The organism is Bacillus sp. FSL W7-1346 (assembly GCF_038593335.1).
Lineage (GTDB): Bacteria > Bacillota > Bacilli > Bacillales > Bacillaceae > Bacillus > Bacillus altitudinis.
The window spans coordinates 3088176-3112299 of sequence record NZ_CP151988.1 but is presented as its reverse complement, the minus strand read 5'-3'; the positions used below and the strand labels follow the sequence as shown (position 1 = coordinate 3112299).

Annotated in this window: 24 protein-coding genes, 1 tRNA gene and 1 pseudogene; 20 read left to right on the top strand and 6 right to left on the bottom strand. The window is 42.1% G+C overall.

The features are described from left to right. The first annotated feature begins 150 nt into the window (after positions 1–150). Genes NST09_RS16155 through NST09_RS16130 form a run of 6 tightly spaced genes read left to right on the top strand, consistent with a single transcriptional unit; the run spans position 151 to position 4536 of the window. On the top strand, positions 151–615 hold the full coding sequence (locus NST09_RS16155) for an 8-oxo-dGTP diphosphatase (RefSeq protein ID WP_008348133.1): 465 nt from the start codon (positions 151–153) through the stop codon (positions 613–615). A gap of 39 nt (positions 616–654) precedes the next feature. Beyond that, a complete protein-coding gene (gene rapZ, locus NST09_RS16150) occupies positions 655–1542 on the top strand; it encodes an RNase adapter RapZ (protein WP_025208027.1) in 888 nt (295 codons plus the stop codon). Continuing rightward, a complete protein-coding gene (locus NST09_RS16145) occupies positions 1543–2502 on the top strand; it encodes a YvcK family protein (RefSeq protein WP_008348128.1) in 960 nt (319 codons plus the stop codon). A 17-nt stretch (positions 2503–2519) separates the two neighbouring features. Next, the gene (gene whiA, locus NST09_RS16140) at positions 2520–3470 is read left to right on the top strand and encodes a DNA-binding protein WhiA (protein WP_008348125.1); all 951 of its coding nucleotides are present in this window, start codon (positions 2520–2522) and stop codon (positions 3468–3470) included. Between the two features lie 26 nt (positions 3471–3496). Beyond that, the gene (locus tag NST09_RS16135; RefSeq protein WP_008348124.1) at positions 3497–3754 is read left to right on the top strand and encodes an HPr family phosphocarrier protein; all 258 of its coding nucleotides are present in this window, start codon (positions 3497–3499) and stop codon (positions 3752–3754) included. A gap of 38 nt (positions 3755–3792) precedes the next feature. Then, positions 3793–4536: an arylamine N-acetyltransferase gene (locus NST09_RS16130; protein WP_017368107.1), complete on the top strand. Its 744-nt coding sequence runs from the start codon at positions 3793–3795 to the stop codon at positions 4534–4536. Between the two features lie 52 nt (positions 4537–4588). On the opposite strand, the pseudogene NST09_RS16125 reads toward NST09_RS16130, so the two are convergent. Together NST09_RS16125 and NST09_RS16120 are read right to left on the bottom strand one after the other, a co-directional pair. Then, positions 4589–4915 (bottom strand): annotated as a pseudogene (locus NST09_RS16125) (ribonuclease); the annotation flags it as partial. Positions 4916–5257: 342 nt separating this feature from the next. Beyond that, positions 5258–6235, bottom strand: a complete 978-nt coding sequence (locus tag NST09_RS16120) for a D-glycerate dehydrogenase (RefSeq protein WP_342493118.1) — start codon at positions 6233–6235, stop codon at positions 5258–5260. A gap of 563 nt (positions 6236–6798) precedes the next feature. On the opposite strand from NST09_RS16120, the gene NST09_RS16115 reads away from it, so the two are divergent. After that, positions 6799–7380 (top strand): carbonic anhydrase, encoded by a 582-nt coding sequence (locus NST09_RS16115; protein ID WP_342493117.1) that lies wholly within the window; start codon positions 6799–6801, stop codon positions 7378–7380. 37 nt (positions 7381–7417) lie between these two features. Continuing rightward, entirely contained in the window at positions 7418–9040 is a 1623-nt protein-coding gene (locus NST09_RS16110) for a SulP family inorganic anion transporter (protein WP_342493116.1), read from the top strand. A 224-nt stretch (positions 9041–9264) separates the two neighbouring features. Here NST09_RS16110 and NST09_RS16105 read toward each other — a convergent pair whose 3' ends face one another. Then, positions 9265–9606 (bottom strand): MazG-like family protein, encoded by a 342-nt coding sequence (locus NST09_RS16105; protein WP_008347798.1) that lies wholly within the window; start codon positions 9604–9606, stop codon positions 9265–9267. 136 nt (positions 9607–9742) lie between these two features. Between NST09_RS16105 and NST09_RS16100 the strand changes: the two genes are divergently transcribed. After that, positions 9743–10321 carry a TIGR00730 family Rossman fold protein gene (locus NST09_RS16100; protein ID WP_048001956.1) on the top strand — a complete coding sequence of 193 codons (579 nt, stop codon included), beginning with the start codon at positions 9743–9745 and terminating at the stop codon, positions 10319–10321. 55 nt (positions 10322–10376) lie between these two features. Here the strand turns inward: NST09_RS16100 and clpP are convergent, their stop codons facing one another. Then, positions 10377–10973: an ATP-dependent Clp endopeptidase proteolytic subunit ClpP gene (gene clpP / locus NST09_RS16095; protein WP_007500118.1), complete on the bottom strand. Its 597-nt coding sequence runs from the start codon at positions 10971–10973 to the stop codon at positions 10377–10379. A 253-nt stretch (positions 10974–11226) separates the two neighbouring features. Here clpP and NST09_RS16090 point away from each other — a divergent pair. The 5 genes from NST09_RS16090 to abc-f all read left to right on the top strand — a co-directional run bounded on the left by NST09_RS16090 (position 11227) and on the right by abc-f (position 16478). Next, a tRNA-Arg gene (locus tag NST09_RS16090) sits at positions 11227–11302 on the top strand. Positions 11303–11595: 293 nt separating this feature from the next. Then, on the top strand, positions 11596–12060 hold the full coding sequence (locus tag NST09_RS16085; RefSeq protein WP_342493115.1) for a DinB family protein: 465 nt from the start codon (positions 11596–11598) through the stop codon (positions 12058–12060). 233 nt (positions 12061–12293) lie between these two features. Further along, positions 12294–13184, top strand: a complete 891-nt coding sequence (locus tag NST09_RS16080) for an ABC transporter substrate-binding protein (RefSeq protein WP_056702976.1) — start codon at positions 12294–12296, stop codon at positions 13182–13184. Positions 13185–13351: 167 nt separating this feature from the next. Further along, complete coding sequence (locus NST09_RS16075) at positions 13352–14518, top strand: macrolide family glycosyltransferase (RefSeq protein WP_342493114.1); 1167 nt, start codon at positions 13352–13354, stop codon at positions 14516–14518. Between the two features lie 400 nt (positions 14519–14918). Continuing rightward, entirely contained in the window at positions 14919–16478 is a 1560-nt protein-coding gene (gene abc-f, locus NST09_RS16070) for an ABC-F type ribosomal protection protein (protein WP_342493556.1), read from the top strand. A gap of 15 nt (positions 16479–16493) precedes the next feature. On the opposite strand, the gene NST09_RS16065 is transcribed toward abc-f, so the two are convergent. Continuing rightward, positions 16494–17903 (bottom strand): polysaccharide deacetylase family protein, encoded by a 1410-nt coding sequence (locus NST09_RS16065; protein ID WP_282900206.1) that lies wholly within the window; start codon positions 17901–17903, stop codon positions 16494–16496. Between the two features lie 334 nt (positions 17904–18237). Here NST09_RS16065 and NST09_RS16060 point away from each other — a divergent pair, with 334 nt between their 5' ends. From NST09_RS16060 to NST09_RS16045, 4 genes are all read left to right on the top strand, one after another. Beyond that, complete coding sequence (locus tag NST09_RS16060) at positions 18238–19266, top strand: iron ABC transporter permease (protein ID WP_172673038.1); 1029 nt, start codon at positions 18238–18240, stop codon at positions 19264–19266. Beyond that, positions 19263–20264, top strand: a complete 1002-nt coding sequence (locus tag NST09_RS16055; RefSeq protein ID WP_283931119.1) for an iron ABC transporter permease — start codon at positions 19263–19265, stop codon at positions 20262–20264. The genes NST09_RS16060 and NST09_RS16055 overlap by 4 nt, the downstream gene beginning before the upstream one ends. 16 nt (positions 20265–20280) lie before the next feature. Then, entirely contained in the window at positions 20281–21177 is an 897-nt protein-coding gene (locus NST09_RS16050) for an iron-hydroxamate ABC transporter substrate-binding protein (RefSeq protein WP_007500130.1), read from the top strand. A gap of 145 nt (positions 21178–21322) precedes the next feature. Beyond that, positions 21323–21547 carry a phage holin gene (locus NST09_RS16045; protein ID WP_008347764.1) on the top strand — a complete coding sequence of 75 codons (225 nt, stop codon included), beginning with the start codon at positions 21323–21325 and terminating at the stop codon, positions 21545–21547. Positions 21548–21839: 292 nt separating this feature from the next. On the opposite strand, the gene NST09_RS16040 is transcribed toward NST09_RS16045, so the two are convergent. Beyond that, a complete protein-coding gene (locus NST09_RS16040) occupies positions 21840–22310 on the bottom strand; it encodes a helix-turn-helix domain-containing protein (RefSeq protein WP_017368091.1) in 471 nt (156 codons plus the stop codon). Positions 22311–22567: 257 nt separating this feature from the next. On the opposite strand from NST09_RS16040, the gene NST09_RS16035 reads away from it, so the two are divergent. After that, positions 22568–23299, top strand: coding sequence for a Wzz/FepE/Etk N-terminal domain-containing protein (locus tag NST09_RS16035; RefSeq protein WP_007500132.1), 732 nt, complete (start codon positions 22568–22570; stop codon positions 23297–23299). Then, on the top strand, positions 23289–23972 hold the full coding sequence (locus NST09_RS16030; RefSeq protein WP_008347761.1) for a CpsD/CapB family tyrosine-protein kinase: 684 nt from the start codon (positions 23289–23291) through the stop codon (positions 23970–23972). The genes NST09_RS16035 and NST09_RS16030 overlap by 11 nt, the downstream gene beginning before the upstream one ends. Positions 23973–24124 lie beyond the last annotated feature (152 nt).

The following is a 24124-nucleotide window of genomic DNA, read 5'->3' as shown; positions in this document are numbered from 1 at the left end:
CATGTTGTAAAATAAAGAATAGAGAAAGTGCCCGTCGCCATATTCATACGAAAACCTGTCTGTTTTCAGTGAAGAACGGGCATGTTCATTGTGGGAGTCATGATGAACCTGTATAATAAGAAAAAGACATAAAAGAGTAGGTGACAGCTGATGCAACGAGTAACCAATTGTGTGCTGCATCACGAAGATCAAGTTCTCTTGCTGCAAAAGCCAAGACGAGGCTGGTGGGTAGCACCTGGCGGCAAAATGGAGAGCGGAGAATCGGTCAAGGATTCAGTCGTTCGAGAATTTAGAGAAGAAACAGGCATTTATATTTTAAATCCGCAGCTAAAAGGCGTGTTTACCTTTATCATAAAAGAAGGCGATCAAATCGTTCAAGAGTGGATGATGTTCACCTTTATGGCAGATTCCTTTACAGGAAAAAACGTATCAGAGTCGGAGGAAGGCATTTTAAAATGGCATGATGTAAAAGATGTACCCAGCTTGCCGATGGCTCCAGGAGATTCCCATATTCTTGACTTCATGTTGAAAGGGAAAGGACTTCTCCACGGCACTTTTACGTATACACCAGACTTTGAGCTGATTGCTTATCGATTAGATCCTCAAGGAGACTAATAAATGAACCGTTTTCATAAAGAAGGAGAGGGAGCAGGCATGAATACGCACAAACAAGATGATATTCAGCTTGTGATTATTACAGGGATGTCAGGTGCGGGGAAAACCGTTGCCATCCAAAGCTTTGAAGACTTAGGTTACTTTTGTGTGGATAACTTACCGCCATCACTTTTACCGAAGTTTCTAGAGCTTATGAAGGAATCCAATTCAAAGATGAGCAAGGTGGCCCTTGTGATGGATTTGCGCGGACGCGAATTCTTTGATAGCTTAATTGCAGCCTTAGATGAAATGAGTGATCTTGGTTGGATCACACCAAGAATATTATTCTTAGATGCAAACGATAAGGTACTTGTCTCAAGATACAAAGAAACGAGACGTTCGCATCCTCTTGCGACAACAGGTTTGCCGCTCGAAGGAATCGCGATGGAACGCGATCTGTTAGAAGAGTTAAAAGGCCGAGCTCAAATGATTTTTGATACATCGGATTTGAAACCGAAACAGCTTCGAGAAAAGATTGTCACACACTTTGCTACGAATCAGGGGCAAGTGTTTACAGTGAATGTGATGTCATTTGGCTTTAAGTACGGCTTGCCAATTGATGCTGATCTTGTATTTGATGTGAGATTTCTGCCGAATCCTTACTATATTGAGAGCATGCGTCCACAGACTGGAAATGATGAAGAAGTACGCTCCTATGTCATGAAGTGGAGTGAAACGCAAAAGTTCACAGAGAAATTAATCGACCTTCTCAGCTTTATGCTTCCGTCCTATAAACGAGAAGGGAAAAGTCAGCTGGTGATCGCTATTGGCTGTACAGGTGGACAGCACCGATCAGTGACGCTAGCGAACTACTTATCGGAGTATTTTAAAAATGACTACTATACTCATGTCACTCACCGGGACATTGAAAAGAGAAGCAGAAAATAGATGACGACACTTCCAAAGGTGGTCATTCTTGGCGGAGGCACTGGCTTATCTGTTTTGCTCAGAGGGCTAAAAACAAAGCCAGTGGATATTACCGCTATTGTAACGGTTGCTGATGATGGAGGCAGCTCAGGCAGACTGCGACATGATTTGAATATTCCGCCTCCAGGCGATATTCGGAATGTCCTTGCGGCACTTTCTGATGTCGAACCGCTTGTAGAAGATTTATTTCAGCACCGTTTTAATAAAGGGAATGACTTAACAGGCCACTCTCTCGGCAATCTCATTCTTGCGGCTATGACGAATATAACCGGTGATTTTTTTCATGCCGTCACAGAAATGAGCAAGGTCTTAAATGTGAGAGGAAAAGTATTGCCAGCAGCGAATTCAAGTGTTGTTCTTCATGCTGAATTAGAAAATGGGCAAGTGGTAACAGGAGAATCAAAAATCCCAACCTATGGTGAGCGAATTAAACGAGTGTTCCTCACACCCGATACGATTGAACCGCTCCCAGAATCGATTCAAGTCATTCGTGAAGCCGACTTGATCGTCCTCGGACCTGGCAGCTTGTATACAAGTATCTTGCCAAACTTGCTTGTACCGCATATTGGCGAAGAAGTGATTCGTTCTAAGGCGAAAAAAGTCTATATTTGTAATGTCATGACACAGCCGGGGGAAACGCTTTCCTACAGTGCAGCTGATCATGTGCAGGCACTAAACGATCATATGGACCGACCATTTATCGATACGATATTTGTGAACAATAAAGAAATTCCAGAAGAAATCAAAGCAAAATATGCAGAAGAGCAGGCGCAGCCTGTACAATTCGACACAGATGTACTCAAAGCCATGGGACTAGAAGTCATCCCTGGGGAAATCATTACATATGACCAGCATGTGATTCGTCATGATACGCTGAAAGTAGCTGCGCTGCTTGTCGATTTGCTGCATCAGAAAAAATAGGAATGGGGGTGGCAAGGATGTCATTTGCATCCGAAACAAAAAAAGAGCTGACTAATCTGGAAGTGAAGGACTGCTGCACAAAAGCAGAGCTTTCTGCCCTCATCCGTATGAACGGTTCATTATCTTTTTCTAATCGAAAATTGATTTTAGATATACAGACAGAGAACGCAGCCATTGCAAGACGTATTTATACCCTTTTGAAAAAGAAATACGATGTGACTGTCGAGCTGCTCGTTCGTAAAAAAATGAGATTAAAAAAGAATAATGTGTATATTGTCAGACTGGTAGAACGAGCGAAAACCATTTTAGAGGACCTAAAGATATTAGGTGAACAATTTGTATTTGAACGCAACATTTCAGAAGAACTTGTGAAGAAAAGATGCTGCAAGCGTTCCTATATGAGAGGTGCTTTTTTAGCAGGAGGTTCTGTGAATAATCCAGAAACCTCTTCGTATCACCTTGAGATTTTTTCACTATACAAAGAACATAATGATGCCCTTTGTGAGCTCATGAATCAATTCCATCTTAATAGTAAAACACTTGAACGCAAAAAAGGCTTTATCACATACATGAAGGAAGCGGAGAAAATTACGGAATTCTTAAGTGTTGTGGGTGCTCATAACTCATTGCTTCGTTTTGAAGACGTGCGCATCGTCCGAGATATGAGGAATTCTGTGAACCGGCTCGTCAATTGTGAAACAGCAAACTTGAATAAAACGATCGGTGCCTCACTGCGCCAGGTTGAAAATATTCAATTCATTGACGAAAAGATTGGATTAGACGCTCTGCCAGATAAGCTGCGTGAAATTGCGCAACTGCGTATTGACTACCAAGAAGTCACACTAAAGGAACTTGGCGAAATGGTGGAAAGCGGCAAGATCAGCAAATCAGGCATTAATCACCGTTTAAGAAAGCTAGATCAGATTGCAGAACAATTAAGAAACGGACAAGCTGTTACACTCAAATAGGGAAATAAAAAAGGGAGGCAGATCATATGGTGGAAAAAACGGTCACAATTCAGCTGAAAACGGGTTTGCAGGCACGTCCGGCTGCTTTGTTCGTTCAAGAAGCCAATCGTTTTGGTGCTGATATTTTTCTAGAGAAAGATGGGAAAAAGGTCAATGCGAAGAGTATTATGGGACTGATGAGCCTTGCGATCAGCTCTGGGGTCACCGTCAAACTAATAGCTGATGGAGCAGATGAACAAGAAGCCATCGATGCGTTAACGGATTTTATCAATCAAGAAAACTGAGTCTCTTCAAGGGCTCAGTTTTTTTAGGAGGGAAAGTTGTGATTCAATCAGCCTTTTTACAGAAAATTGGATACGAAGCCGTGTCCATTACGTTTGATCAATTGCCGGATTTACTAAGGAAGATGGCTTATACCTTTCCTTTTGAAAATAGATCTGTGGTGGGTAAACACGCCTATGCTTTGGATCCAGAAGGTTTGAAGCATCATCTTCTGGAAGGCAGCAGAGGTGGGCTTTGCTATGACCTCAATCCGCTCTTATATTATGTCTTAAAAGAGGCAGGTCTCGCTGTACAGCTCGTTCAAGGGACCGTATATAACAAAGAAGCAGAGAAGTGGGCACTGGATGGGACGCATGTAGCCATCGTCCTTCAACATCACCATGAGCGCTACCTCATTGATGCAGGATTTGGTGTGAATTTACCCCTTCAGCCCGTCCCTTTTACAGGTGAATGGGTGGAAGCACCGTCCCTTCGTTTTCGAGTGAACGAAGAGGAAACAGAAAAAGGAACCCATCTACTCCAATTGGATAGGGGAGCGGGTGCTGAAACAGGTTATGCTTTCACATTGAAAGAAGTCGGTGAAGATACACTTGTGCAATTGAGGCATGAGATTTATGAAAATGAAGCCTCTCCTTTTAACAAAAGACCGCTTGCATCCAAACTGACACCAACAGGTCGTGTGATCGTGACAGAGGATCATGTCACGATACATGAACAGGACGAAGTATCGAAGAAACCACTCTCACAACCGTTTGAGGAGTACGTACAAAAACTGCTTCCGTAAACAATATGAAAAAAGACAGCCCTTTTGACTTAGGGCTGTCTTTTTACAATGATTAACGAATCCTCGTAAATGTCGCATAGTGATCGGTTGTTTTATAAATGAGCCAGTCACTTGAGTATACTAGGCGGTCAGCATTACGGAAACCGGAGACGTAGTTGATGTCGGCTTCACGCCATGTACGGCCACTAGCTGATGGAAGGCGTCCTTCCCGATTAGAGAATACGTCTCCACCGATGCTTTTGCCCGGCGCGACTTCAGCTAAATTTCCTTTTGATGCAACCCATCCGAGGGCGCTCGCTTGTGATTTGGTGATGTAATTATCAGGTAGTCGTTTATAGCGGATTAAGTAATCTGCTACACCATCAAAGGTATTAATGACGGCAAGGGTACGAAGGTCTGGTGCAAGCTGTACGGAAGCAGTTTCATTTGTGGCTGTTGGTGTAAGTGGTGTTTCTGCATGGGCTTGCTGCGGGATAAATCCAGAAAACAGAATGGCAGCAATCAGAGCGAACAGAGTAAAAATCGAACTTATTTTTTTCATCTTGATCCTCCTCAAAAGGAAATGGGATGCCGTCCTCTTGATGCTTGTCTATCTCATATTATAGCACCGGCATATGAAGAGAATGTAAAGAATCAGGAGATTGGTGAAAATGAGGCTTTTTGACCTACTGTCTCTAGATGACGTAAACAAAAAGACGCAGTTCCCTGCGCCTTTTTTCAATTAAGATGAGGCAAGCTCCTTCACAATATCAACAGGGGCTTTGCCATCAATTCCATGAAGCACATTATGAATAGCTCGTTTCAGCATAAGGTCTCTTGTCGTTTCAGTAGCGGAACCGATATGCGGGGCAAGCGTGACATTGTCCATCTTCTTGAAAGGATGATCTTCCTGAAGCGGTTCTTGCTCGTACACATCCAGACCAGCTCCTTTAATCCACCCTTCCTGCAGTGCTTGAATGAGGCTTTTCTCATCGACGGTTTTTCCGCGGGAGATGTTCACGAATAAAGCTGTCGGCTTCATTAATTTCAATTCCCGCTCTCCTATCATATGGTACGTCTCATCAGTCAGCGGTGTGATTAACACAATGATATCAGCTTGCTTCAGCAAGTCATCCAGTGCGCAATATACAGCGCCATATGCCGATTCGGCTTTCTCGTTTCGGCTCCGGTTGTGATAGAGAACGTTCATATCAAAACCATGAGCGGCTCGTTTGGCTACTTGCTCACCGATTCGTCCCATCCCAATGATCCCAAGCGTTTGATGATGGACATCAATGCCGAATATATCTTCCTCTTGAACAAATTTTGTCCATTTTCCCTTGCGGATAAAACGATCAAGCTCGGCAATTCTCCTCGCAGAAGAGAGAATGAGCGAAAAGGCAAGATCAGCAACGGTATGATCGAGTGTATAAGGCGTGTGCGTACCAATCACGCCTCTTTGTCTCATGGCTTCTAGATCAAAATTGTCATAGCCGACTGAATTATTGCTCACCACCTTGAGTTGGGGTGCATGATCTAATAAATCTTGATCAATTTTCGTACCAGATGTTAAAAGGCCATCAGCCTTCTGCAGCTTCTCAAATAATAGATCTCTTGGGATCGGATCCTTTGACTGCCATACCTCATATGTACAATGTTCTTTTAACATGTCTTCAAAAGAGGCAGGTAAGGGTTTGGCGACAAAAATATGTGGTTTCATCATCAACTCGCTCCTTTCACATGGTCATCTTTCTCTTTTTATTATAAAGCAACCATTTTGGCAGTACACGTTTGAATATGAGCTGCTCAATATTTAATATACTGAAATAACTGAAAAGGAGAGATTTTTATAGTGAAAGAGTAAATGACATGGCCATCTGATGTCTTTTTATGATGTAGAAAAACGAGTGATTAGTAGATGAGTCATAGAAAAATGCTAGATGTTTCGGGAGATAATCTGACAAACTGGAAAATAGATCGAGACTTTTTGGTAGAAAATTTATTATATTTGCAGTGTATTAAACGGGATGGTCATTTTCTACTAAACCATTTCATCGTCTTTTGGTGAAATGAGAGCCATCGTTTGTAAGCAAAAGCCGCATATCCCCTGTGCTGAAGCGGAACAAAGAGCAAAATAGAGAAAATGTTTACATATTCTCTCATCGTTTTCTCATTTTTTTCTTTTTTTTCTATCATTTTTCTTCTCTATGCTTGAGAACACACAAGGGAAAAGGAGGCCAGGTAAGGCGTTACAACCACTTAAAAAAGATAGGAGATGACAGGATGGAATCAACATTAGAACAGATTCTTCAGCACAATGCAGATTTTGTGAAAGAGAGAAAGTATGAGCCTTTCAAGGCGGGAAAATTTCCTGAGAAGAAATTGGTTATATTAACTTGTATGGATACACGCCTGTTGGAATTATTACCGCAATCCATGGGGCTTCGTAATGGTGATGCGAAGATCATTAAAAATGCAGGAGCCATCGTCACACATCCATTTGGCAGTGTCATGCGGAGTATTTTACTAGCCATTTATGAGCTGAAAGCAGAGGAAGTATGCATTGTCGGACACCATGAATGCGGAATGGCAGGCCTTGCGGCAGACCCTTTACTTGAAAAGGCAAAAGCACGGAGAATTGAGGAAAAGTGTTTGAGCATTGTGAAAAGCGCAGGTGTTGATTTAAAGGGCTGGCTGACAGGCTTTGATTCAGTGGAAGAGAGCGTATCCCAAAGTGTGAAATTAGTCAAAGAGCACCCGCTCATGCCAAGTGATGTAGCTGTTCATGGACTAGTGATTCATCCGGCAACAGGAAAGCTGGATGTCGTTATAAAAGATAAACAGATCGACCCGCAATATACCTAAATCATCTACACATACTTGAAGGAGGCCAACACATACCATGCGTTTTTATGGAAGATTTGAAGGTTATGATTCATCAAAGTTTAGACGCGATTTAATCGCTGGGCTTGTCGTGGGCGTTGTGGCAATTCCTTTAGGCATGGCTTTTGCCATTGCATCTGGTGTCGGACCAGAATACGGACTATACACAGTCATCGTTGCCGGCATTTTGATTTCATTGTTTGGTGGTTCAAAGTATCAGATTGGCGGACCGACCGGGGCATTTGTTCCAATTTTATTCGGGATCGTCAGCCAGTACGGTATTGAAAACTTACTCATTGCTGGTTTTATGGCAGGCTGTATGCTTGTCTTATTCGGAATATTCAAACTAGGAAAGCTCATGAAATTTATTCCTCGTCCGGTTATCATCGGCTTTACTGCCGGCATTGCTGTCATTATTTTTTCAGGACAGATTGCCAACTTCCTCGGATTAAAGGGTGTTGAAAAACATGAAAGCTTTTTCCTCAATATGAGAGAAATCGTGGTCCATCTCGGTACCGCAAACAGTCTCGCCATTCTCACAGCGATTGTTGGGCTCATCGTGATTTTGGCGGCACAAAAATACATTTCCAAAATACCTGGTGCTCTATTAGGTCTACTCGTTTCAACATTTATAGCTGTTCTCTTTTTTCAAGGACAAGTTGAAACCATCGGCTCTGCATATGGCGAAATCCCTCGTCAGCTGCCAACTTTCGCTTTTCCTGAATTGACGATTGAAAAAATGATTTATTTGCTGCCGCCGGCTATTGTCATTGCGCTTTTGGGCGGCGTGGAGTCGATCTTGTCCGCGATGGTAGCTGATAATATGAAAGGTTCTAAACATGACAGCAATAAAGAACTCGTCGGACAAGGAATTGCCAATATGGCGGCACCGCTTTTTGGAGGGATCCCAGCGACTGGAGCGATTGCTCGTACGGCAACAAACATTAAAAATGGTGGAGCAAGCCCCATTTCAGGAGTCGTGCATGGTGTCGTTGTCTTGCTCATCTTAATGTTATTTGCACCATATGCATCGATGATTCCACTTGCTGCCATGGCACCGATTTTGATGTTTGTGGCGTGGAATATGAGTGAGAAAAAGGAGTTTATCAATATTGTCAAAGTCAAAAATGCGGATTCCCTTGTGCTTGTCGTGACCTTCCTGCTAACGGTCATCGGTGATTTGATTATAGGGGTGACTGCAGGTCTCATTTTAGCGTTTATCGCCTTTATCAAAAAAATGAGCCAGACAACGAATATTTCCTCAAATGTTGCTGTTCCTCAAATCGAAACCGCAGCTGCCTTAGAAAGGGAGACCGATCAGAAAGGGATTAGTATGTATTCGATTGAAGGGCCACTCTTTTTCGGTACAACCGATTCATTGGAAAATTCGATTTTGGATCATGTTCAGACAAAGCCGAAAACACTCATTTTGCTTATGAACAAAGTGAATTATATGGACACCTCAGCAGAAGCGGTTCTGATGAACATTTCTAATCGTTTAAAGCATCACAATGGAAAATTGATGATTGTAGGGCTTCAATCACAGCCAAAAGAGCTTTTGCATCGTACCGGTCTTTTCCATCACATTGGAAAGCAGCATTTCTTTGAACGAACGGATGATATTTCACCACAGCAGCTATAAAAGGCTAAAAAAAGCACGTGACATGTCGGTCACGTGCTTCAGCGTGTAGACAAACCCTCGCATTCTTTGTCAGTTCTGCGTGCCGGTGCTCACGAATGTCAAATTCGCTCCGCGCCGGTATTCGTCCTTCCTAGACTGTAAAGGTTTTCTATCACGCTGAAAAGAAGACAAAGGGCTAAAATCAAGTTCATTTTAGCCCTTTGTCAAAGCCCATGACATGTCGGTCACGGGCTTTTTACCTGCTCTTTTTCACTAGAAAACCGTTGTGTGAGTTTCTGTTGATGGGAAGAGAAGACCTCTTCTACTGTTACATCATAGAGATCAGCTAGAACAAGTAGATTTCCTAAGACATCTCCCATTTCTTCAATAAGGTCCTTTCTTAACGCGGCGTCCTCCTGTGTTTTCTCATCAGGTCGATCGCGTCCAATTTCGACCGCCCTGACTGCGCGAGCGAGTTCACCTGTTTCTTCCATCAGGAAACCTAACCTGATAAACGGCCCGTATTCTGTCCAATTTCTCATTTTGTAGAAATCTTTGATCCATTTTTCCATTTCAGTTGTTTGCATTCTCTTTATACAGCTCCTTATATGGTGTTCACCTTCTGATTTTACACTATATATAGATAGAGCGGCTGTTTCTTTACAATGAATTATAGTAGAATGAGTGGGTGAAGAAATCATAGAGAGAGATGGAGCTGTTTTGATGAAAACGATTTGTGTGTTTGCTGGTTCGAATCCAGGTGTGAATGACATCTACAAACAAAAAGCTGTCGAGCTAGGGGCTTATATGGCAGAGCAAGGAATCCGCCTTGTATACGGTGGCTCACGAATTGGCTTAATGGGAGCTATAGCGGATGAGGTATTGAAAAACGGCGGGCAAGTGATCGGAGTCATGCCAAAAGGGCTTTTTAGAGGAGAGGTTGTGCATCAAGAGCTAACCGAATTGATTGAAGTCAAAGGGATGCATGAACGAAAAGCGAAAATGAGCGAGCTGGCCGATGGGTTTATTGCCATGCCAGGTGGTTTTGGTACATATGAAGAATTATTTGAGGTGCTATGTTGGGCGCAAATTGGCATCCATCAAAAGCCAATCGGATTGTATCAAGTGAATGACTATTTCAATCCGCTCATAGACATGGTGAAGTTTAGTATACAGGAAGGTTTTTCGAATGAATCACACCTTCAATTGCTACATGCCTCTGGAGAACCGGAAGAATTGATTTCACAGATGGCTTCCTATCAAACACCAACTCTTCAACAGAAATGGACGGAGCTGTCTTAAAATAGATGCATAACAAAAAACCGTCTGTTCAAAGAGCAGACGGTTTGTTTTGTGATTATTTTTGTTCTTCTGTATTACGGGTCAAGACTTTGTCAATGAGTCCGTATTGAAGTGCTTCTTCCGCTGTTTTAAAGTTGTCACGATCTGTATCGCGCTCAATGACTTCAATTGGCTGACCAGTACGTTCAGCAAGTACTTGGTTCAGTTTATCGCGTAAAGAAAGGATTCGTTTTGCCGCAATTTCAATTTCTGTTGCTTGACCTTGCGCACCACCTAGTGGTTGGTGAATCATCACTTCACTATTTGGAAGGGCATAACGCTTACCTTTTTCACCAGCAGCAAGCAGGAACGCACCCATAGATGCAGCCATACCAATACAAATAGTTGATACCTTTGGTTTAATAAATTGCATCGTATCGTAAATGGCCATACCAGCTGTGATCGAACCGCCAGGGCTGTTAATGTAGATAGAGATATCTTTTTCTGGATCCTCGGCTTCTAAGAAGAGAAGCTGTGATACGATGGAGTTGGCAACATTGTCATCGATCGCAGAACCAAGCATGATAATACGGTCTTTTAAAAGACGAGAATAAATGTCGTAAGCTCTTTCCCCACGATTTGTTTGCTCAATGACTGTAGGTATTAAATTCATAATGTTCCTCCTTCACCTTTTAGGTAAGTATGTAATTCAATGATACATTTTTGGTCAATAAAGGTCAAACAAAATGCTGACCTAAAATCAAATACCCCTATCCATTTTCCCCAAAACTCTTCCACTTCAAACCATCATATGAGTATATGTATGGGAATGAAGAAAATGCATGGACAGGGATAGTGATTAATCATTGCTTTCTTGCAGCATTTCCCTTATAATTTGATATGCTGACGTTCAAAAAATAAATCGTGCGCTCGTAGCTCAGTTGGATAGAGCGGTGGTTTCCGGTACCACGTCTGCCGGGGGTTCGAATCCCTCCGAGCGCGTCTTGAGTATCCGATGGATTATTTATGAAAGAACTTGAAAACCCTTTGAAATAAAGGGTTTTTTTGTTTTTTTATGAGTGGTATTGTGTGAGTAAATTGAGAGGAACTTCACTATTTATTAGAGAGTTCATTTTGTATCGAAAAACACAGATTAATATTGTTAAAAAGACAAATTTTCTTGATGATAGGCAATCAAGTCAACTTAATCTATTATTGGAGTATAAAGTCAGTTCATCAATATTCTCAAAGCTTGTTCAACGAAAAGGGCAGAATTCATTCATAAGGAGGCACTAATGAATTGTGAAAGTGTTTTACATCAAATTGAAGTAGCTGTTAAAACATTAATAAAAATAGTAAGTCAATTAGAAGAAACTGATTTACAAAAAAGACCAACACCTCATAAGCAGTCTATGGGAGAGTTGCTGGAACACATTGCGATCATTTGTGAAGCTGACTGGCGTATCGCAAATGAGGCGACCCAAGAAGAGATGGAAACATTTTATGCTAATGTATCATATAAAACTGTAAAGTCGATAGAAAAAGGCTTAATGACTAATTTTCAATCATTAAAAAATCATTATATGAAATTATCGGACACAGAACTACTGTCTCGTACCACTTCCTATTGGGGTGTGACATATACAAGGTATGAATGGTTGTTAGAGATATTAGCACATGTTTATCATCATAGGGGGCAAGTACACGCTATGCTTGTTCACTGTTACGATAAAGACCCTAAAATTTCTATGTTTGAATAACTGTCCTCAATTCAAATAACCATCCATCGTGTTGGTTCAAGTAATGTCAATTATACGTTCTTCGAGTTCATGCTCGACCTAGTTCACGATAGAACAAGGTCTCTCAAACCCTTCTCCATTAAGAGAGGGGTTTTTGTGTGGCGTTCACTTCTAAAACTTTACATCTATACCAAACTATTTATGCTATAATTAATAATCATTCTCAATTAAAGGTGGTTTCGTCAGTGAAAAAAATGATTTGGCTTATGAGTCTGCTGGCAGTATTGTTGGTGGCTTGCGGGCAGAAAGACAATAAAGAACAAGAATCAAATACTCGTACATATACAACTGAAACGGGTGAAAAGATCACCATTCCTGACAAGCCAAAGCGTATTGTTGTGTTAACAGCGCAGCTTGGAAATTTTAAAAAGTTAGGTGTGACACCTGTTGGCATGACAGATGTTTATCCTAAATCATCCTTTTTAGATGAAACAGGTGTGAAGAGGGTGCCGATAGAAAATGTGGAGGCAATCGCCAAACTGAAGCCTGATCTCATCATTGCTTATTCACAAAATGATCAAGTTGAGAAATATAAAAAGATCGCAAAAACAATTACTTTCACAACAAGTGAGCATAGCTTTAAAGAGATGCATATTGAAATCGGAAAGATTCTTGGAAAAGAATCGTTAGCGAAAAAACAAATACAAGAAATGGACGAGCAACTGAAAAAAGACGGCAAAGAGGTCAAAGCAAAAATTGGTGAAGACAAGACGTTCTCCATTATGGATGTGCAGCCTAAGCAGGTGTACTTATTTGGTACAGACTTTGGTCGTGGAGGAGAGGTTATCTATCAAGGGTATGGATTCAGTTTGCCTGAAAAAGCAGAGAAAGCTCTACCAAAAGAAGGGTATCTCGGTATTTCATTAGAAGAGATGAATGAGTATACAGGTGACTATTTACTTGTACCAACAAAGGATGGAAAAGCACCTAATCTAGATATCACAGGTAGCGGTGTATGGAAGAAGAATAAAGCAGTGAAACAAGGACATGTTTTATCCTATTCAATCAAAGAATTTATCTATGCTGATCCAATCTCAATTGAAAAACAGTCTGCTGCGTTTAAACAAATGCTGCTCAAAAATTAATAGAAAAAAGACAAAGCACTTAAACAGGAGGCTTTGTCTTTTTTTCTGCTATCCTCTTAAAATACTAGCCATAAGTCTCATTTATCCCCTTTTCAGGCGTATTTGTTGAGCCCGATCACTGTATAAGATTAACATGGAAGAGAATTGACAATAAGGAGAGGATTCTTGTGGCGAAGGTTTTAATGATTACGTTCCCAGCTGAAGGACATGTGAACCCAATGTTAGGAATGATAAGAGCATTTGTTGATCGAGGTGATGAAGTGCATGTGGTCACAACTGAACATTATCAAAAGCGGATCAAACGCTTAGGCGCTCACGTACATATACATCCAGATTATATTCGCACATTAAGTGTCGAAGAAAGCGATTTAGAGTCCATGCAGCCATTTTTCCATGCCATGCTGCAAACGTCATTAGACATTTTAGAAGTGGTGGAAACTCTTTCTCAACAGCATTCATTTGATTTGGTCTATTTTGATATGTTTGGAGCAGGTGAGCTTGTGCGGGATTACTTACAAATTCCAGGCATTGGTTCGAATCCTTCTTTTGTGCTGCAGGAGGCGCATTTTGATACACCTTTATACAGAAAAGATGAGAAGGCGACTCATCTGTTAGAAGAAATACATGAACGTTTTGGCGTTCAGCCAAAGCATTTGATGCAATTCATGAAAAACCGTGGAGAGCTGAATATGGTGTATACAAGTGAATATTTTCAGCCGTCTGTTGATGCATTGGATGATTCGTTTGTCTTCATTGGACCGAGCTTTCTAAAACGTGCTGACCAGCATGATTTCCCGTTAGAAACGCTTGAGCGAGAGAAGGTCGTCTTTATTTCAATGGGAACGGTTCTTGGAGATACTGAAGCATTCTTTAATATGTGTATTGATGCTTTTGCCGACTTTGATGGAAAAGTGATTCTCGCAACTGGTGAAAAAATCGACATGTCTCTCCTAAAAGAAGCGCCATCTCATTTTCTCATCGAGCCTTATGTGCCGCAGCTTGAAGTCCTTGAACTGACAGATGTGTTTGTGACCCACGGCGGGATGAACAGTGTCAATGAAGGTATTCATTATCATGTTCCAATGGTTGTCATCCCGGTTGACAAAGATCAGCCGATGGTGGCAAAAAGACTGACGGATCTCTCTGCTGCTCGTGCACTCGATAAAGACCAGCTGACAGCAAAACAGCTGAGAGATACTGTAGAGAGTGTACTCGGAAGTGACACATATCGTGCTGGGATTGAAAAGATTGAAGAAAGTTTCCAAACAGCAGGTGGAACAGAAAAAGCATTACGTGTCATTGATCAGTTTATGCAAGCGAAACAGATGCATTAGGTAAGGTGTTTACCCAAGTTGGCCAGCCTGTCTTAATAGGAAACCTACTTGACAAAAAATAACCAATCTTTTATCGTATACGTAACAAACGACGGAAGGGTGACCCAATGCAATGAAGTACTAATCCTATGACCTGTAAGCAAAATGAAAGAACGAAGGCAGTGAGCAAACGATATGTGTTGCTATGTTTGCTGCGTTTTCATTTTTTAGCTTCGGAATAGGATGGTACAGCTTGGGAATCAAAGATTGAAGTGATGGATACGGGGGATATGTGTGCTCATTTGATGAACCACATGTTATTCTTTCTGTATCGATACGCTTATTTTTGTACACCATTTTGCCTCCTATTCTGAGAATAGGAGGCTTTTTCATGTCTCCTGATACGAAAGGAGAGGGTTGGATGTTACTGAGAGCCCACCAATTAAAAGTATTTAGAAAGGATCGCTTGTTATTTGATATAGAGGAGCTGGCCATTCATCAAGGGGACCGAATCGGCCTTGTGGGAACGAATGGCAGTGGGAAAACGACATTGCTCCATGTACTGGTGGGTAGGGAAAAACCAGACAGCGGCACATTTGCACACACTACAACTTGTACGCTGCTTCCTCAACTAAAGACAGGAGATGGCAGACAAAGTGGCGGAGAGATGACTCAAGCTTATATTGAGAGAGCTTTAAGTCGGCCTTCTGCCCTTTTATTAGCCGATGAACCCACGACTCACTTAGATACGGAGCATATTGAGTGGCTAGAAGAAAAGCTTCGTTATCATCAAGGTGCTCTGATTGTCGTCTCGCATGACCGTGCTTTTTTAGATGCGTTATGTACAGACATTTGGGAATTGGAGGATGGGAAACTCAAACCATACAAAGGCAACTACAGCGATTTTGCCCGGCAAAAAGAACTCGAACATCGTCAGCAAGTGGAGGCGTACGAGGCGTATACCCAAAAGAAAAAACAGTTAGAATATGCCATGCAAAAGAAAATGAAAAAAGCCGACAAAGCGACAAAGCCATCTCCAAAGCTGAAATCCTCGGGGCCTAAAATTGCAAAGCCTTATTATGCAAACAAGCAAAAAAAGCTTCAAAAAACAGCCAAATCCATCGAAACAAGAATGGAGAAATTAGAAAAGGTGGAGAAGGTAAAGGAAGCCCAGCCTCTTCAAATGACGCAGCACACCATGAAGGAAGTGGCGAGCCGCACCATTTTTCGTGTCGAACATGTAGATGGCATGGCAGGAGATAAAGTCCTTTGGAAAAAGGCGAATGTAGAAGTGAGAGGCGGAGACAAAGTCGCGATCATTGGGAAGAATGGGAGCGGTAAAACGACATTTCTCCGAATGCTTGTAAACGGACATCCCGGGATTTTTCGTTCAGAAGCCGTGAAGATCGGTTATTTCAGCCAAGATCTTTCAGAACTGAATCTAGATGAATCGATCTTACAAAATGCACTGGAACAGGCGATTCAAGATGAGACTGTCGTTCGCACCGTTTTAGCGAGACTTGGGTTTCGGGGAGACGATGTGTACAAGCTGACGAACGTATTAAGCGGCGGGGAACAGGTGAAGACGATGCTTGCCAAGCTGCTCGTCAGTGATGCCAATGTTCTGATGCTTGATGAACCGACGAACTTTTTAGACCTTGCGGCAGTAGAAGCGCTTGAAGAACTTTTAAAAGATTACCCGGGCACAGTCGTGTTTGTCTCCCACGACAGGAGGCTCATTGAGCAGGTGGCTACTCGTATTCTTCATGTGCACGAGGGAACCATTGAACGCTTTGATGGTACCTATGAAGAATATAAACAAAAGGAAGAAAAGCCAGCTGCTACAAAGAAAGAAGAAGAGCTCCTGCTGATTGATATGCAGCTGTCTGAAGTGCTCAGTCGTTTAAGCATCGAGCCTTCTCATGAGCTTGAAGAGACGTTTCAAGCATTGTTGAAAAGAAAGAAGTTGTTAGAGTCATAAAAAAAGCCCCTGTGTTTACTGCACAGGGGTTTGTTCATTTCGTTCTTTTTTCAATTGTTCAAGTTCGCTGACTGTGACAAGCTGGTAGCCTTGTTTGGTGAGTTCATGTATGATCTTCACCGCTGCTCGAGCAGAGCTGTCATAAATATCGTGCATGAGTACGGTTTTGCCATCTGCTGCATGTGAGAGAACATGGTTTGTGATCTGCTGGCTGTTGCGAATTTTCCAGTCCTCAGGATCGACATCCCACAATGAAACGTTCATGCCAACCGCTTGATTGATGTCGGGATTTGTTCCTCCATATGGCGGTCTAAAGTGCGTAGGAGTATAACCGCTGGCCTTTTCAATCAGCTTCTGCGTGTCTTTTACTTGTTTGACCGCTTCATTTAGAGGGAGTCTCGTTAATAAAGGATGGTTATATGAATGGTTTCCGATCTCATTTCCCCCCTTTAAAATGTCGGCAAGCATTCCAGGATAATACTGAACCCTGCTTCCTAATACGAAAAAGGTGGCGTGTCCTTTATTTTCCTTCAGCGCTGCTAAAATGGTTGAAGTTGTGGCTGGGTTTGGACCGTCATCAAATGTGAGTGCGATGGCTTTTTTATTCGGATCAAGCTTTGGCTTTTGCGGCAGCTTGACGGCTTTTCTTTTTGGATTCGGTTCTTTGATTTCATTCTGATTTTTGGTCTTATTCATATATTCCGGCTTCAAGATATCTTTTAGCAGCGTCTTTTTGATCGCCAGCGTTTGCGGACCTAAGTCCTTTGCGGCTACTTGAGAAGCTGGGAAATAGAACTCTATATATTTCTCTTTTAAGGCGAATTGACTGAAGTTTTGATCAGTAGGGGCTGTTCCTTTTTGAAGGAGTGATAGATCCTTAGACAAGGTTTTATCTTTTTTAAGCTCCGTGTATGTAATATAGGATAATTTTTTCAAATAGTCCTTTTTGGGTTGAAATAAATCTTTTGTGTCAAGAAAGTCTTTTTTCTGAAAATCGAAATTGATTGTGACGTGATGAGTGGTTCCATTTTGCTGACCTGTATATGTGTAGGTCGTAAAATAAATGGCCGCAGATTGTTTTGCATAGTGCACCATGTCATAGTCAATATTCAGTTCAAACCGTTTGTTTTCATCAATGTCCTTTGCTTCACTAAATGTCTTTTTGAAATGCTCTAATGCTGAATTCGCATAGCTTTGAATCTTGTCATCTAGCTTTTTTTGATGAAAAAGTGGATAGTTCACCGCATATCTCATAAACTTCCCGTCATTTACAAGAGTGACAATTTCAACATTTTTATAATTCGTATCCTGCTTCACATTTTTCTTCTCTGTACCGCTTGCTTGCTGATTTTGAAAGAATGCAACTGCTCCAATGACGATGGCAAGCGCAAATAGGATGATACTCCATTTTCCCTTTACTGACACAACTTTCAATTCTCCTCTCATGACGGGTCATTCTTTATTCCTTTGACATCTGTTTGTAATATTTTTATAACATTTGACTTACTTTTGTAATTTTAGGGGATTTTCATGCGGAATGTCAACTATTTTCCTATTAAAATACTGTAAAAATTGATAGGTCTTTTAGAACGAGAAAAAGCAGAAGGAAAGAATTCTCATATTTGCCGTCTACCAATACCTTCAATAATTAAAAAAATGAGCCGTACATTGATTTTTCAGAGGCTGACGGCTATAATTTTGATGATTATGATTCTCATTTTCAAACTGACTTTTAATGAAGAAAAGGATGACACCGATTTTGCCGGATAAGCGAACATCTCAACAAAAACGATCATCACCTATTTTGTTCTTTTTATTGTTTTTTCTCGCTGTCATTGGTTTATTGGCAGCTATGTTTTTGGCTGTTTCATACGGTGCAAAGTCATTGTCTTTGCAAACGGTCTGGACAGCTGTGTTTGACTATCAGTCTCATGTGACAGAGCAGCAGATCATTCATGAATTAAGGCTTCCTCGTGTGTTAGGAGCTGCGCTTGTTGGAGCGGCGTTTGCTGTGGCAGGTGCGCTCATGCAAGGCATTACAAGAAATCCGCTGGCAGATGCGGGGATATTAGGCATTAACGGCGGTGCGATGTTTGTAGTCGCTCTCTGTTTTGCTTTTTTTCCAGGAATGCCTTATTCGGCATTGATGTTATTTTCTTTTTTTGGTGCCGTTCTCAGTACACTGCTGATCTTTGCCATTGGGGCGGCTGGCGGCGTGCTGACCCCACTTCGGCTCACTGTAGCTGGAGCTGTTGTTGCCGCATTGCTGCATGCGCTAAGCTCAGGTATCGCCATTTACTTTGATCTCAGTCAGGATCTGGCTTTTTGGTATGCAGGGGGTGTGGCAGGTGTCAAATGGCCGCAGCTGATGATCCTTGCTCCAGTCATTCTCATTGTCATCGGTTGGGCGATGTTATTAGGACGATCCCTCTCGTTATTATCACTTGGTGAAGATGTAGCTGCGAATTTAGGGGTGAAAACCCGGCAAGTGCGAATACTAGGTATGGCAGCTGCGGTTCTGCTGGCAGGCGTTTCTGTATCGGCGGTTGGGTCTATTGGGTTTGTCGGGCTTGTCATTCCGCATATTGCACGAAAGCTGGTTGGGGTCAATTATCGTTTCGTCATTCCGATGTCAGCGATTTTAGGCGCAATGCTTCTCGTCTTCGCTGATCTTGCCAGCCGGACAGTAAATCCGCCAAGAGAGCTTGCCATTGGCGTCATGGTGGCACTTGTTGGTGTTCCTTTCTTCTTATATATTGCCAGAAAAGAAGGGAGGAACCTGTCATGAAAGAGAAACGGCGTGCTTTTGTCGTGACAGCCGTTTTGCTTTGTCTGAGTGCGGCTGTCGTGCTGTATAGTTTAAATACCGGCACGCTGAAACTCAGTCCTCTCGTTGTCGTCAAAACGTTATTTGGCCTTGGAGATTTCCAAAGTGAGACGGTGCTGTTTGATTATCGTCTGCCTCGAATCGTCGTGACGATACTAGCTGGAATAGGTCTAGGCATCGCAGGTGGCATTTTGCAGAGTTTATCCCGCAATCCACTTGCCGATCCTGGGATTATCGGTCTGAATGCAGGAGCCGCATTCGGCTTAATCATCTTTGTGACGTATTTTCACGTACTAGAAGGAAATCCATCTTTACTCATTCCGCTCTTTACGTTTGGTGGAGGCCTACTTGCGGCGGCAGTCATCGTTCTTCTTGCGTACGACAGGCATGAAGGGCTTGTGCCTATCCGGCTGATCCTTGTTGGAATTGCCGTAGCTGCGGGGTTTAGTGCATTGACGTTATATTTGTCATTGAAACTGGATGAAGATACATATACCTTCGCTTCAAGGTGGCTTGTGGGAAATGTATGGGGAAGAGACTGGATTCATGTACTTGCGCTCCTGCCTTGGATCTTATGTCTTGTCCCGCTTACGCTCATGCAGTCCAGCACACTCAATGCGTTAACGTTAGGTGATGCCGTCGCCTCAAGTGTTGGCGTACGTGTACAGCGTAAACGTCTGTTGCTACTCACCTTAGCTGTTGGTCTAGCGAGTGCAAGTGTATCGATGACAGGCGGAATTGGTTTTATTGGCCTTGTTGCACCTCATTTGGCAAGGCGTCTTGTCGGCTCACTGCACCAATATTTTTTACCAGTGAGCGCCTTGCTCGGATTGTTGATTTTGGTCAGTGCTGATACACTCGGACGTTCCATATTTGCCCCAAATGCCATCCCAGCGGGTGTGGTTGTGGCTTTTATCGGAGCACCTTATTTTCTCTATTTACTAACAAAAACAAAATAAGAAAGAGGAACTCATCATGAAAAAAGTACTTGTGTTTGGTTTAACGCTCTGTTTCTTGATTCTGGCCGCTTGTGGTCAACAGGAAACAAAGAAGACAACAAATCAAGATGAAAACGGAACACCTAAGATTGCGTCCTTGTCGATTCATTTAACAAATGACTTATTAGCACTCGGGATAAAACCTGCTGGCTCTGTTGTAGGGGGAGACTTAAAAGATTTCCTTCCACATGCGAAAAAGCAGCTTAGCCAAACGAAAAAGCTGGGCATCGCAGCAGATCCTGATATGGAGTCATTGCTTGCTTTAAAACCAGATGTCATTTACGTCGATGAAGAACTGGCTGGACAAGACTTATCAAAATACAAGAAAATCGCCAAAACCGAAGTGTTTAATTTAAATGATGGCACATGGCGTGATCATTTGAAAAAAATCGGCAAGCTCGTCAATAAAGAAAAAGAAGCCGATCAATATATTAAGGACTACAATCAAGAAGCAAAAGAAGTCAAATCACTCATCCAGAAAAAGATTGGAAATGGAAAAGTGATGGCGATTCGTGTAACAGCAAAAGAGCTTCGAGTATTTAGTATGAAACGTCCGATGGGGCCAATTTTATACGATGATTTAGGACTGACACCTGTAGATGGTGTGAAAAAACTGGACAGCAAACGTCCATTTGAAGTCATTTCTCAAGAAGTGCTTCCTGACTTTGATGCAGATGCTATTTTTGTCGTCGTGAACCGTGATGATAAGGCGCAACAGGCATTCAAACAGTTAGAGCAGACGCCGATTTGGAAAGGCCTAAAAGCCGTGAAGAAAAACCAAGTGTATCCGATTGCCGATCAGCCATGGTTAGATTATTCAGCTCTAGGCAACAAAATGGCAATGGATGAAGCAAAAAAGATGTTCTCTAAATAAACAGCACATAAATCAAGGCATCATTCCGCATCTAGGAATGATGTCTCTTTTTTTGATTCGATCTTCTATTCATTCGCTTTTTGCATACATATGAGAGGGAACGAGCAGTATCGCCCGTATGAAAGGATAAGGGGAGGGGTTACAGTTGAAGGTTCAAAAAATTAGTGCAGGCACTATTGCGAGGCTTGTGCTGCTTTTATTGGCACTTGTGAACAGCGCTCTCACCGCTGCAGGAAAAAGCCCAATTCCAATTGATGAAGAAGGTGTGCAGCAATTCATTACGTTAGCTTTTCTTGGCATCACATCACTATGGGCCTATTGGAAGAACAATGATATTACGAAAAAAGCACGAACCAAAAAAGAAGAATAACAGAAAACAGAGCCTTTTCATGCAAAAAGGCTATCAGCGTGTAGAAAAACCCTCGCATTCGGTGTCAGTCCTGCGCTTCGGTGCTCACGAATGTCAAATTCGCTCCGCTCCGGTGCTCGTCCTTCCTAGACTGCAAAGGTTTTCTATCACGCTGAAAAGAAGACAAAGGGCTAAAATCAAGTTCATTTTAGCTTTTTGTCCATAAACTGAATAGAGCCTTTTCATGCAAAAAGGCTCTATTTCATCGAAGCGACAAGCGCTTCTCCCCGCAAATTGGTTTTATCTCAGTGGCTTACGCCCGGTGTTCTCCCATATTGGTAAGAAACGCTTTCACTTCCTCGATGGTTAAGCCAATGGCCTTTGCTTCACTCATGAGACGTTTCCATTCTGACATATTTGAGTCGGTCAGCTTTCTCTGATTGACATGCAACGTCTTTCCTTCCTGCTCCTTTCTGTAGGTTTGGAGCAGCTGATACAGTTCTTCTTTAGGCATGCCGGATTGGACGGCATGAACGATATGATCCCGCCACTCCTGTTCACCGCCCTCAGCGTAATGAAACATCATCGTTTCTGCATCAAACAGCTCTTGTAAATCAATGTCTAGTGATGAGGATACCTTTTTTAAAAACTGGACAGATGGATTACGATGGACACCACGCTCAATCTTACTCAAATACGATTTAGAGACATGGGCATCTTCAGCCAACTGCTGAATTGAGTATCCTTTCCTCTTTCGGTAAATGCGTATCACCTTTCCTATCATTCGATATATGATCTCCCTTCTCCCCGGCGAATCGTTCTGCGACCTTTTCGTTCATTATAAGAAATAAATTGTTCTTTATAAAATTCAAAAACGTAAGAAACAGGAAGTAAACAAAAGAAAACGAACGATTTCGTTCTTTAAAAAGAACTATAAGACCTATTATGACATTTTTCTTTGCGGGTATTATCTTTTATAATCCAATCATTAACAAAAAGAAACCATATATAACCTTTTTATGATGAAATCGGGAGGTATCTATGAATGAGAATATAGGTTTTAAGCAGCTGTTTTCTGTCATAAAAGAGAAAATGGCCCTTCTGATCCTGATTGTCCTGATCGTAACGGGCATTTCAGCCTACTATCAGTTCTATGTCTCGACTCCTGTATATCAGGCAACCACTCAAATTCTTGTTCATAAACGAAGCAGTGATGCACAAGCGAATTTAAACGATATTCAGATGAACCTTCAATATACACGTACCTTTCAAGTCCTATTAAAAAGTCCAATCGTTATTGAAAAAGTAAAAGAAACACTCAATCTTACAGAATCGGCGGAAGGATTAAAACACAAAATTGCCACAAGTACAGAAAATGAGTCAGAGGTCATAAATATTTCTGTACAAGATGAGGACCGAGCGAAGGCAGTAGCCATTGCGAATACAGCCACAGAGGTGCTGCAAGAAGAAATCAAAAAAACCATGAATATGGATCGCATTAATGTTTTGTCTGAAGCCAAGCTGTCCAACACGATACTGATGAACTCACGTAAATTCGTTCACATTGTTCTGGCACTAGGCGCCTCTGTATTAGGGGGAATGACACTCATTTTCTTAATGAATTTACTCGATGATACGGTGAAACGAACACATCAAATAAGAGAAGAGATCGGATTGCCGTCGCTCGGCAGTGTCTATCAGATGCATGCAGACAGGAGGGCAAAAAAAGACAAGCAGTCCGTCATAACGGGAGGACAGAACATTGATTTTTAAGAGGAAAAAACGAGAAAAAAGAGATTTATCCTGCATTTCTGTATTAAATCCTCACTCTGTCATTGCGGAACAATTCCGAACGATCCGAACGAACATCGAATTCACGTCGATTCAAACGAGGCTGAAGTCGATATTGGTCACATCCTCCTTGCCTAAGGAAGGAAAATCATTTACGGCTGCAAACTTGGCAGCTGTTTTTGCACAGCAGAAAAAACGGGTTTTGCTCATGGATGCTGATTTACGTAAACCAGCCATTCATGAATATTTTGATCTAAGCCCGCACACCGGATTGACCAATGTGCTATTAAATAATTGCAGTTTGGAGGAAGCCATTTTGCCTACTCCGATTGAGCATTTAGAGCTGCTTCCGAGTGGGACCATTCCGCCAAATCCCGCTGAGCTGCTTTCCTCCTCTGTGATGAAGCAGCTATTTTACGAGATTGAGCAGCAGTATGACATGGTGATTGTGGATTCCACACCGCTTCTGCCTGTAGCCGATGCAAAAATATTAGCAAACCGGACGGATGGAAGCATTCTTGTGGTTTTAAGCGGTAAAACGAAGATTGCCGCTGTGAAGAAATCAAAAGAAGTATTAGAGGGGACGACAGGGAAACTGCTTGGGGCGATGCTAAATGGCAAGAAAGTGAAAAAGGGAAGGCACTATATGTATTAAAGAGATTGATAGGTGATGTCTCCTAATCTTTAACAACGGAGGCACTCGATCCTGCTGTGGGCATGACATATGCCTTAGATGCTCGTCATCGGTAGTGGGATGTGAGGACGGGTTTGATGCCCATTTTATGTAAGAATAGTGATGCTTTAAAA